Genomic DNA, 12,163 nt, shown 5'->3' with positions numbered 1-12,163 from the left:
TTGTTCTATACATTCCAAAGTACCATCTCTATTTTTTATGTTTTAATTTCTTTTGAATCTTGTTGAACTCTGATATTGATCTGATTTCACTTCTAAAACTAAAGGTATTCTATTTTTCAATTCGCTCACATGTGAAATAATCCCAACCATTCTACCAGTTGATTTAAGATTTAATAAAGTGTCTAACGCTGTTTCAAGCGTTTCTTGATCTAATGTACCGAATCCTTCATCAATAAATATTGATTCTAGTGAAATACCTCCTGATTGCTGCTGTACAATTTCGCTTAACCCTAAAGCTAATGCAAGCGACGATTGGAAAGTTTCTCCACCTGATAACGAGCTAATATGTCTAGACTTATTTGAATGCAAATCAAATACATCAATTTCTAGGCCACTAAGACCATGAGAAACCGCTTCTCGCCTAATTAGTTGGTATCGATTATCTGACATTGTTACTAATCTCAGATTTGCTTGGGCAATAATTTGATCTAAATAGTAAATTAAGACAAAGTTTTCCAATGTAAGATTTTTGTTATTCTTACCACTGACAATTTCAGCCAATTGAAAAATTTCTTGTTGATCCTTTAATTCTTGATTTAAGTAATTAATATGCGAAACTATAGATTGTGTTTTATTAATATTATTTTGACATTGATAATGAACAGCAGAGTATTCATCTATCAGTGTATTCATCTTTTCTTTTTTTTGCTCATATTCATCTTTTAATTTATCAGAGTCCAATAACTCTTTATCCTTGGTTAATGATTCTAACCTAGCTATTTCCATTTCAAATTCATGATAACGTTTTTTATAAGTATCCCTTTTCTGCTCTAATTCCTCTTGCTCGCCCCTCCAGGCTATTATTTCATTTATATCATTGTCGTCAGTTAAATTCAGCCTCGACATTTCCATTTCAATAGATTGTTCATTCAATTCTAAGTCATTATTGTAAGTTTCTAGTTGATTTTCATAGTGATTTAGATTATTTTGCTCAATTAACTTTCTTTGAGACAATTGCATTAACTTATCTTCAATCTCCTTTGAGAGTTCTTGATGCTGATTCACATCTTGAACATACTTCTTATAATCCACCTCAAAATTAGTGATATTATTATATTTCGAGAGTGTTTCAAATTCAGTGATGAGATCTCGACATAATTTCAACTCAGATTCATTTTTATTTAGACGCAATTGTTTATTATGAATTTGCAACGTTAGATTATCTTTTTCTTCTTTCATTTGTTCTATAAATTTATTAAGATCTCTTTGATTATTCAATGCATTTTCATTTTCTAGCAGACGCTTATTCAATACTTCGAGTGAAAAATCACTTTGCGTTTTAATATTAATATTCGATATTTTTTCATTAACAAATTTAATTTCAGAATTATGCACAGCAATATTCGATTTTATTGCGTGGATATTTGCTTCAATTTCTTTAATTTCATTTTGACGTTTAGCAATACTGTCAAAATCAATATGATGCCCTAAATCCTGAATTTCATTACCACATATCGGACATTGATCTCCAATCTTTACAGCAGATTTAATTTCACTTATAAAGCTTTCTTTATCATTTAAGTCCAATTTTGATTTATCGTAGTGATCTAATTTTATTTCGAGATTCTTCATTATAGTTGTTTCTTCATTAATTTGATTCTCTAACTCTTGCTTACTACCTAATAGTTTATCTAATTCAGCTTTAGCTTTTTCATTTTCTTTAATTATATTAATTTCATTATTTATGTTAGTTATCGCATTATTTAGTTCGATAATTTTCTCGTAATCACTTTCGTTATTACCTATTGAATCTTCGACCTTTTCTAAACCTTTAATTAGATTATTTAATTCATCACCTAATTGTTCACCCTCAGTTATCAAGCATTCAATATTGAGATAACTTTGTTGATACTTATTAATATCGTTAAATAATACTCTAGTTTTATCAATAAAAGAGGTTTTACTTTCAATTAAATCTCCGTTTTCTTCTAACATTTTTTTCTCTTTGTCTATGTTTCGCTTATCACAATCAAGATTCAATATTTTATTATTGGTTTTAGAAATATCTTTTTTGCTATTAGCAATTTTAGTTTCAATTTTTTCTCTATTTTCAATATAATTCAATAGGTTGGTAATATCTTGTAACAACTTTAACTTAGCTTCAATTTCGTCTATTTCAGGTTGTTGCTCTTTCAATTGAACGAAATCAATTTTATTTTTGTTGAGTTGGTTAATATTATCTTTTAATATATTATTTTCTAGTGTTTTCTTTTCTATTATTTCATATTCTTTAATAGCAGTTTCTTTACTTTCATTTACAAATGCTAGTATTTCTTTCGACCTAGCTTGTAAAAGTGGTATATTTTCAATCAATTTGTCTATCTGCTGAGTGGCAAGCTCTAATAAGCCTTTTATTTTGTCATCATCAAATGATTCAATTTCTTGCCATAAAAGGTCAATTTGTTGATATCTATTCTCGATTTGAGCTTTTTCTTTTTTTAGTTCTTCTTTTAATATTTCTCGTATAGCTTCAAATTTTTCACTGTCAAACAGTGTTCTTAATATCCCTTGCTTTTCACGACTGTTTGATATTAAAAAGCGTTTGAATTCACCTTGAGGCAAAATAAACAATTGTCGGAATTGATCTGCATTTACTCCTAATAATTCAATAATGAATTGGGTACCTGAAATTACTTTACTTTCTCTAATTTCATACTTGCCATCCACCATCTCAAATACATCAAATTTAGCGTTCGTTTTTGTTGTATTACCTTCTTTGATATAAGGGCCTTGTCTATGCACTTTATAAATTCGATGATTTAATTGAAATTCAAATGTTACTGACATCGGCTGTTTACCATCAGCGAAATGACTTCTCAAATCATTTTCTTCTCTTTGTTCAGTTGATGCTTTACCAAACAAGGCATAAGTCATTGCATCAAAAATCATTGTTTTACCCGATCCAGTCTTACCACTTATTAAAAACAATTCATTATTATCAATTTTAGAAAAATCAATTTCTTCTTTTAAAAAGGGGCCGAAATTATTCAACTTTAAATGTAATGGTTTCATTCATTAATCCTCCTTTCTCAATTCGTTTTCTAAAATATTTTTTATCTTTTTAGATTGGATATCCGATAATTCTTTATCAGTTATATGTTTATAAAACATTTCGATAATTGACATGTCATCTTTTTCACTTATTTCTATAGCATTATTTTCTTCATTATAATTAAAAGTTTCATTCGTCAGCGCTAAAGTATTAGGATAAATTTGTTTTAAACTCATCATTGGATCAGTAATATGAGACATATTTTTAAGTTTAAAATGTAAATAATTATCTTTATTTTTCACATGAACTTTTTCATTAATAACATCATTATATTCGCCTGAGATAATTTCCAATTGTCTAAGTGGCTTAAGAGGAATAAATACATCGTTAATAATGCCATCATTAATTGTTAAACGTCTATACCCTTTAGCTTGACCCGCTTCCGAAAATGAATACTGCAATAAGGAGCCACTATATTTAATTTTGTCGTCTTCTATACTAAATGGATGATGCAAGTGACCTAGCATGACATAATCAAATATATCAAAAACACCTTTCTGAACTGATTCAACCGTTCCAATAGTTAATGGTCTTTCAGAATCAGATGTCTTTCCACCTTGAACAGTCAGATGACTAATTAAAATATTGACGGCATCTTCATCAATTTCCGGTGCTATTGTTTCAATACAGCGCGTAATTCCCTGTTGATGTGTTTCAATGGTGTCATCTTCAAAGTAGTGTTTCATTTCGCTCACAGTAGCATAAGGGAGTGTATAAAAATTAACCCCATTTATCTCTATTGGTGAATTAATCGATGTAAAATCTGTTCTTATAAATAACTGATTATGTTCAAACCAACTCGCCCCATAGTTTAACCTCTCTTTACCATCGTGATTTCCACTAATCATAATTATTGGTATACGCAGTTCTAAATTTAACTTTCCAATCGCTTGTTCTAATAACATGATTGCATCTTTACTTGGATATGTTGTGTCATATAAATCTCCAGCTATCACAATGATATCAGGTTCTTCTTCTTTCATTTTTTCTACGAACATATCTAAAATATACGCTTGATCTTCTAAAAGCTGTTTGCCATTTAATATTTTCCCTAAGTGCCAGTCTGCTGTATGTATAATTTTCATTACTGCCTCCATATAGAACATTTGTTCGCTTTTATTTTAATATAATCATTTCACCTTTTCAAGTAAAATTAAAACCACTCATTGACTGATTTAGAAGTCGATCACAAGTGGTTTTAAAAGTAATTAATTGATTAATGTTTTCTTTAGTTTTTTGTATTTATATAGCATTGCTGCTCTCCAAGGAACAATCATACAGAATGCTAATAAAAAGAACATGCCGCCTAATTCTCCAGGATCTATTTCATTACTAATGAATATTTTCATCACAGTACGAATGATAAGTAATGAAATCAAAATAACTGGAAATGCTTTAGATCGTTTCATATAAATTTCTGTACCTTTGACTTCAAATCGAGAAGTCCAAATTAGAACTGTAGAAAAAAGCAAACCAATTATAAAGGCTTCTAGCATTTCCGATCCTGTTAGCCTAAAATATGGAACGACGTACATCAATGCACCGGTCGCCATAAAAAACGGTGGCAAAACTATTTTTTTCTCATTTACCGGATAATTTTGAGCTTTCATACGAATAACTATAACTATAGTTCCCATAAATAAAGCTACAATGATTGAAAATATTAAATAGAGCACGCAGACACCTTCTCGTTAAATAAACTCTCTGTAAATCATACAAAATGAATTATAGCATTTCTCAGTCTATTCGTCATTTTGTTAACTTTAATTTTAATAAACATATTTGTTTTTATTAATTTGATTATAAAAAGAGGCCATTTCCATATCTGGAAAATAGCCTCTATCAATTGCGAATTTACTTTTTCGCACTCTTCATATTTTGATCCATATTTTTATTCATCATCGTCATCATTTGATTAATTTTCTTCTGAGAAGGTTTTTGACCCATTTGCATCATCATCATACGAAGCATTTCTTCGTTGATTGGTGGGTTTTTCTTCAAGTAGTCCATCATATATTTTCTAGCTAAAAGGAAACCTCCAATTAAACCTAAAATTAATGCAGCTACTATAAAAATAATTGCTAACCAAGTTGCCATTGTTTCACCCGCTTTCTTTATCCTACTGAATTTTACTAAATTCATCACATTATTTCAAGAACTAGTTTATTCAAGTATTTTAATATCGATACTAAAAATAATATCAAAAATCATGCTGTTATAACAGAGCTTTTAAAGATTAATCTGAAATAGTATACTTTCATAACTTATCACTTATGATGTAGTTTAAGTGCTATACTCTAAATTTCAACACTTTAAAAGAAGCCTAAGATTATGCATCCTAGACTTCTAAACATACTCGCTTTATAAATTATTCTTATAAGCTCATAACTTGGTTTAAGATATTTTCTTTAGTAAATCCATATTTTTCAACTACTAAATCGCCAGGTGCACTTGCGCCAAAGCCGTCAATAGCAATAACTTTACCTGCAGTACCTACATATTTATGCCATCCAAGCGGTGAAGCCATTTCAATCGCAACACGTTTTGTTACGCTTGATGGAATAACTGATTCTTTATATTCTTCAGATTGTTGTTCAAATGCATTCCAGTTAGGCATTGAAACAACACGCACTGATTTACCTTGTTTTTCAAGATCTTTAGCAGCTTCAACTGCAAGACTAACTTCTGAACCTGAAGCTAATAATAGGAATTCTGGTGTCTCTTCAGAGCCATAAACTGTATAGGCACCTTTTCGAACGCCTTCTTCAACTACATCTTCTGGTACATCTAAAACCGGTAAGTTTTGACGTGTCAATACTAATGAAGTAGGTGTAGATTCAGATTCTAAGGCAACTTCCCATGCTACTCTTGTTTCATTACCATCAGCAGGACGGATAACATTCATATTTGGAATAGCTCTTAATCCAGCTAATTGTTCAATTGGTTCATGAGTAGGACCATCTTCACCTACTGCAATTGAATCATGTGTGAAGATGAACGTTGCATTTAATCCCATAATTGATGATAAACGTAACGCTGGTTTTAAATAATCACTAAATACGAAGAATGTTGCACCATATGGATGTAAACCTCCATGTGCAGCCATACCATTTACAGCAGCACCCATAGCAAATTCACGTACACCAAACCACACATTTTTACCTTCAGGTGTTTCAGAACTATAATCTGTTGCATCATTTACATTGGATTTGTTTGAACCAGCAAGGTCTGCTGATCCACCAAAGAATGAAGGGACAGTTTTACTGATTGCTTGAATAACAGTACCAGAATCAGCACGAGATGCACCATTATGACCCAGTTCAAAACGTGGTAATTCATCCTTATAATTTTTAGGCAATTTACCACTAATCGCTAATTTAAATTCTTCTGCTAATTCAGGATATGTTTCTGCATATTTTTCTAATAATGAATTCCATTGAGATTCATCTTCATTAGCACGTTTTAACATAGTATTTTGGAAAATTTCGTATACCTCTTCTGAAACATTAAAACGTTTTTCAGGATCTAAACCGTAATTTTCGAATGTTAATTTTCTTTCAACTTCACCTAAAGGTGCCCCATGAACACCATTAGTTCCTGCTTTATTCGGTGAACCAAATCCGATTGTTGTTTTAACTTCAATAATCGTTGGTCCTTCTTGAGATTTAGCTGTAGTAATCGCTTTATCAATTTCTTCTAAATCATTACCATCTTTAACTAGTAAGTAATTCCAACCATATGCTTCAAAACGAGCTTTTGTGTTTTCAGAAAAAGCTTTGTTTAATTCGCCATCTAATGAAATATCATTTGAATCGTATAAAACAACTAATTTACTTAATTTATTATGTCCAGCAAATGAAGCTGCTTCATGCGATATACCTTCCATTAAATCACCGTCAGAAGCTAATACATATGTGTAATGATCTACAACATTATATCCTTCTTTATTAAATTTCCCTGCTAGGTGATCTTCTGCTAAAGCTAATCCTACTGACATAGCAAAACCTTGTCCAAGTGGTCCAGTAGTAACTTCTACACCATCAGTATGTCTGTATTCAGGATGGCCTGGTGTTTTAGAACCCCATTGTCTAAATTGCTTTAATTCTTCTAATTCTAAACTACCAGAAACATGTAACAAGCTATACAATAATGCTGAACCATGCCCTGCCGATAATACGAAACGGTCTCTATTGAAGTAATCTTTAGATTGTGGATTAAAATTCAGATGACGTGTCCACAAAGTGTAAGCCATTGGGGCAGCTCCCATAGGTAATCCTGGATGACCAGAATTCGCTTTTTCGATTGTGTCGATACTTAGTGCACGTAGCGTATCAACAGCTAATTGATCTTTTTCATTAAACATCTTGTGTATCTTCCCTTCTTCAATTTTATCAAATACATTATAACTTATTTTAAAATAAAAAGATAAGTAAAATACTTATTTCAAGTTATAATGTCAGAAAATTCTTTACAGATTTGTGATTTAATTTTTATTATCTCTTTTTTGTTGTATCTCTTTAATTTTTTCAGGTGTTACATCATTACCTTCTGGATCAATTACTTTAGTATTTTCAATTTGTTGTTTAAACCCTTTTCTAAAACTCTCAAGATAAGCTTTTCTTAAGGCTGTTTGCTCCTTTGCTTCTTCTTGAGTTAATCCTACTTCTTTTTTCTTTTTAGCTAACTCGTTAATTCTTTCGATATTCAAATCAGAATTACTCAATTAAAAAACCTACCTTCAATTTGTTTATTCAATCATTATAATACTTTAACAAAATATAACAAATTTAAGACCAGCAAAAAAGTAATAAAAAAACGCTATTTCGCAAAAATAGGCAAAATAACGTTGTGACAATGTATCAATTTATTAAAGCGAACACTTTCCCATCTCTTTGTTCGCCATTGTTTGTAGGGTCTTTATGTTCGTATGCTTTATTTATCGTATTGTTCTTAATTTGATGGTCAGTCATTTCGTACACTTGTTCCGAGTGAGCACTAACGTTCGCACTTAACAAGAATATTGCAAAGGCTGCACTTGAAACTAAAAATATGATGATATATGTTGATACGTTTTTATATTTATTGTAAAACATCATTTCCACTCCTAGAACATTTGTTTGTATAAGTAATTTATCAGAACTTATGTTCTGTGTCAATATTTTAACGAACAAATGTTTGTTTTGGTTGTGAATTAATGATATACTGTATTTAAATTAATTTAGGGAGTGCCTATATATGAGAGAATTAACAAAACGACAAAGCGAAATATATAACTATATTAAACAAGTTGTTCAAATGAAAGGTTATCCGCCTAGTGTTCGCGAAATTGGTGAAGCAGTTGGCTTAGCATCCAGTTCAACTGTTCATGGTCATCTTTCACGTCTTGAAGAAAAAGGATATATAAGAAGAGATCCAACGAAACCACGTGCTATAGAAATTGTAAGTGATCAAACAAATGATAATATTAATATGGAAGAAACGATTCATGTGCCAGTTATTGGTAAAGTCACAGCAGGTGTTCCTATTACCGCTGTAGAAAATATTGAAGAGTATTTTCCATTACCTGAACACTTAACATCGACACATAATAGCGACATATTCATATTAAACGTCGTAGGCGACAGTATGATTGAGGCTGGTATATTAGACGGAGACAAAGTAATTGTTCGCAGTCAAACCATAGCAGAAAATGGAGACATTATTGTTGCTATGACTGAGGAAGATGAAGCAACTGTCAAACGCTTCTATAAAGAAAAAAATCGTTATCGATTACAACCTGAAAATAGTACAATGGAGCCAATTTACCTCGACAATGTTGCTGTAATTGGGAAAGTAATTGGTTTGTACCGCGAAATGTAATATTTTAAACCGTTATATATTATCGTAATTGTTAAACCCTCATTTTTATAAATTTTGGACCTCTTGAAAAAGTTTCGTTTTCAAGAGGTTTTATTTATTCTAATCTAAATTCAGTTCAAACAGAAATTGCGAATTGTTAGATAATCTCATTCTTTAATATAAATTTTGAATTACAGATTCCTGCAAAATGTTACACAAATTAAAACTCGCCCCCGTAATAATTTACAGGAGCGAGCCATTATTATTTTTTTCTTTCTTTTTTATTAAGTATATCTTTGACGCGTTCAAGTATATCCGCATCTTTTGGTTTATCTGTTGTCATCATGTTTATCTACTTCCTTACAGACAAACATTACCCTTTAAACTCATACCAAAAACATTAACCAGTATAATTTTCTGTCCAAAAAGGTTGTTTTTCATCATTAAAATCAACACCAACACCTAATATTTTAAACGTATCATTTAAAATATTTTTTCTGTGACCAATAGAATTCATTAATCCTTGATGTGCATAGATACTACTAACTTGACCATATGCTAAATTCTCTCCGGCTGAGTTAAATGTAATACCATCTTTTTTCAATCGATCAAATGGTGATTGACCTTTTAAATTTGTATGATCAAAATAATGATTTTTGGCCATATCTTTACTATGCTTACGAGCAGTTTCAGAATTCTGTTTAGAATACTTCAATGTAGATAATTGATGTTGTTTTCTTTCAGCATTAACTAAATCAAAATTTTGTAGTTCAAAACTATCTGCAAGCGATTTCGAAGGTGCTCCATATTGTTCTTTTAATCTATTTTCCATAGCATCACTTACTTGTAAAACAGCTGTTACATTATTACGTCGATGCTTATCATAAAATACCGTAGTATAAATGTGATTTTTATGGAAAACATCATATTCTTTATTATTTTGTTCGTAACGCACTCTACCTTTAACAATCTCTGTTTCTGGTTCGCCTAATCTTTGCCTTACAACCGATTTAGGTGTATTGTATTTAATTTTTGATTTTGAAGTGATTATATTTTGATTTGTATATAACGCATTAACTTTATCTTTCATGTAACTTATCATTATAAAATTATTGTAATCGTCATCATAATACGTATACCACTTCGTACCATATTCATTAAATGTCACTCTTTTTGGTTTATTTAATGTTTTCTCAACATCTGATTTCGACATGTTCATTTGTATATTATTAAAGGCAAATTGTTGTTTCTTCGGTGTATCCAATTTATTTTCCGCAGAAATTGTTTCTTTATTGATGTGAATGTCAATATATTGTCTTACTTCATTTTGTAAATGAATGAATGGTTTAAATTCTGTTATTGGCGCAATGATAATAATTGATAAAAACGCAACAACAGTTACTATGAATTTTTTAATTTACATCACCTACTATAAATATTAATCTCTATCACCGTTGAAAATGGAGTTTCTAACAATAACATAATCTACAGTACGTAATGATTTCAAGTCTTTTCCACCGGCATATGAAATTGAGCTTTGTAAATCTTGTTGCATTTCTTTTAAGGTATCCATTAATGAACCCTTATGTTCTACAAACATTTTTTTACCTTCTACATTTTTATGTTCGCCTTTTTGAAATTCAGATGCACTACCAAAATATTCTTTATACTGTTTACCATCAAGTTCTACAGTTTCACCAGGTGATTCTTCGTGTGCCGCAAATAATGAACCAATCATGACCATTGATGCACCAAATCTAATTGATTTAGCGATGTCGCCATGCGTTCTTATACCACCATCGGCAATCAAAGGTTTACGAGCTGCTTTACTACATATGTTTAATGCCGCTAACTGCCAACCACCAGTACCAAAACCTGTTTTAATCTTTGTAATACAAACTCTACCAGGACCTATACCGACTTTGGTAGCATCAGCACCAGCATTTTCTAATTCTCTAACACCTTCTGGCGTACCAACATTACCAGCAATAACAAAACTATCAGGTATATGGTTTTTTATATGTTTAATCATGTTTATCACTGAATCTGAGTGACCATGCGCAATATCTATTGTAATATATTCGGGGATTAATTTTTCTTGAGCTAACTTTTCAATAAAATCAAATTCCGCTTTCTTTACACCAACTGAAATAGATGCAAATAAGCCTGAATTTTGCATATGTTTTATAAAAGGTATTCTTGCTTCTTCATCAAAACGATGCATGATATAAAAGTAATCATTTTCAGCAAACCATTTCGCTAATTTCTCATTCATAACTGTTTGCATATTTGCAGGAACTACAGGTAGCTTGAATTTTTTCGGACCAAATTGGATAGTTGTATCACATTCAGACCTACTTTCAACTATGCATTTATTAGGTATTAATTGAATATCTTCGTAATCAAATATTTTCACTTTAAATAGCCCCTTTAAAAACTAATTATTTTTAAATGCAAATTAAAAACCGAATGTTTCCTTATTAATATGAGAAAACATTCAGTTTATAGCATTCGTATATACTGTACATTGTTTTATTGATATTGTAAATGGGCTAAAGTGCGAAATTTGATTTTACCAACTTGATTTTTTAACACCTGGAATTTGTCCTTTGTGCGCATGTTCTCTAAACGCAATACGAGACATTTCAAATTTACGTAATACACCTCTAGGTCTTCCAGTTACTTTACATCTTCTAGTTAAACGTGTAGGTGATGAATCTCTTGGTAATTTTCTTAACGCTTCGTAATCACCTTTTGCTTTTAACTCTTTACGTAATTCGTAATATTTATTTACTAACTCTTCTCTTTTTCTCTCTTTTGCTATTTTAGATTTCTTAGCCATATATAGTTACCTCACTTTTTATCAAATCGTAATTATTACGATTTATATAATAACACAATCCTCACATAATTCAACAGTAAAGTTTCATTTCTTTGTTAAATCATTTTCTAAACCATCATATTTAAGATTAAAGTGTATTATCGAACATTTATAAAACATACCCAGAATTACTTCGTACTTATTAAATTCCGCTTTGAAATTTTAAATTCTACTATATTAAATACTCTTTCAAGCATTCGCTAACAAAGTGACTTTATAAAATCAGTAATCTATTTCCTTCTATAAATATTCTCAAATTTTAATAAAGTAACAACTAATACAATCATATATTGTTCTACCGATGAAACTCAATCCATTAATCACTCTTCACA

12 protein-coding genes are annotated in these 12,163 nt (G+C 30.5%); 1 reads left to right on the top strand and 11 read right to left on the bottom strand.

The features are described from left to right. Positions 1-42 precede the first annotated feature (42 nt). The 8 genes from sbcC to sosA form a co-directional block, all read right to left on the bottom strand. Positions 43-3,072: an exonuclease subunit SbcC gene (gene sbcC / locus NSS86_RS05365; protein ID WP_339302355.1), complete on the bottom strand. Its 3,030-nt coding sequence runs from the start codon at positions 3,070-3,072 to the stop codon at positions 43-45. A gap of 3 nt (positions 3,073-3,075) precedes the next feature. Further along, positions 3,076-4,197, bottom strand: a complete 1,122-nt coding sequence (sbcD, locus tag NSS86_RS05360; RefSeq protein WP_000691301.1) for an exonuclease subunit SbcD — start codon at positions 4,195-4,197, stop codon at positions 3,076-3,078. A gap of 123 nt (positions 4,198-4,320) precedes the next feature. After that, entirely contained in the window at positions 4,321-4,788 is a 468-nt protein-coding gene (locus NSS86_RS05355) for a CcdC family protein (RefSeq protein ID WP_000966142.1), read from the bottom strand. Positions 4,789-4,881: 93 nt separating this feature from the next. Next, positions 4,882-4,980 (bottom strand): hypothetical protein, encoded by a 99-nt coding sequence (locus tag NSS86_RS05350; protein ID WP_001789897.1) that lies wholly within the window; start codon positions 4,978-4,980, stop codon positions 4,882-4,884. Then, positions 4,967-5,209 carry a YneF family protein gene (locus tag NSS86_RS05345; protein WP_000246909.1) on the bottom strand — a complete coding sequence of 81 codons (243 nt, stop codon included), beginning with the start codon at positions 5,207-5,209 and terminating at the stop codon, positions 4,967-4,969. Before NSS86_RS05345 ends, NSS86_RS05350 begins: the two co-directional genes overlap by 14 nt. A 277-nt stretch (positions 5,210-5,486) precedes the next feature. After that, positions 5,487-7,475 carry a transketolase gene (gene tkt / locus NSS86_RS05340; protein ID WP_000481443.1) on the bottom strand — a complete coding sequence of 663 codons (1,989 nt, stop codon included), beginning with the start codon at positions 7,473-7,475 and terminating at the stop codon, positions 5,487-5,489. Between the two features lie 120 nt (positions 7,476-7,595). Continuing rightward, complete coding sequence (locus NSS86_RS05335) at positions 7,596-7,835, bottom strand: DUF896 domain-containing protein (RefSeq protein WP_000071351.1); 240 nt, start codon at positions 7,833-7,835, stop codon at positions 7,596-7,598. Between the two features lie 136 nt (positions 7,836-7,971). After that, complete coding sequence (sosA, locus tag NSS86_RS05330) at positions 7,972-8,205, bottom strand: DNA damage-induced cell division inhibitor SosA (protein WP_000499650.1); 234 nt, start codon at positions 8,203-8,205, stop codon at positions 7,972-7,974. Positions 8,206-8,347: 142 nt separating this feature from the next. Here sosA and lexA point away from each other — a divergent pair, with 142 nt between their 5' ends. Beyond that, positions 8,348-8,971, top strand: a complete 624-nt coding sequence (lexA, locus tag NSS86_RS05325; RefSeq protein ID WP_001208755.1) for a transcriptional repressor LexA — start codon at positions 8,348-8,350, stop codon at positions 8,969-8,971. Positions 8,972-9,350: 379 nt separating this feature from the next. Here lexA and NSS86_RS05320 read toward each other — a convergent pair whose 3' ends face one another. The 3 genes from NSS86_RS05320 to rpsN all read right to left on the bottom strand — a co-directional run bounded on the left by NSS86_RS05320 (position 9,351) and on the right by rpsN (position 11,792). Further along, positions 9,351-10,367: a CAP domain-containing protein gene (locus NSS86_RS05320; RefSeq protein ID WP_001797872.1), complete on the bottom strand. Its 1,017-nt coding sequence runs from the start codon at positions 10,365-10,367 to the stop codon at positions 9,351-9,353. Positions 10,368-10,388: 21 nt separating this feature from the next. Then, positions 10,389-11,366, bottom strand: a complete 978-nt coding sequence (guaC, locus tag NSS86_RS05315; protein WP_000688122.1) for a GMP reductase — start codon at positions 11,364-11,366, stop codon at positions 10,389-10,391. Between the two features lie 156 nt (positions 11,367-11,522). Continuing rightward, positions 11,523-11,792, bottom strand: coding sequence for a 30S ribosomal protein S14 (gene rpsN, locus NSS86_RS05310; protein WP_001085655.1), 270 nt, complete (start codon positions 11,790-11,792; stop codon positions 11,523-11,525). Positions 11,793-12,163: the final 371 nt, after the last annotated feature.

Source organism: Staphylococcus sp. FSL W8-0056 (genome assembly GCF_037963075.1).
GTDB classification, from domain to species: domain Bacteria; phylum Bacillota; class Bacilli; order Staphylococcales; family Staphylococcaceae; genus Staphylococcus; species Staphylococcus aureus.
This window is presented reverse-complemented; position numbering and strand designations above follow the sequence as displayed.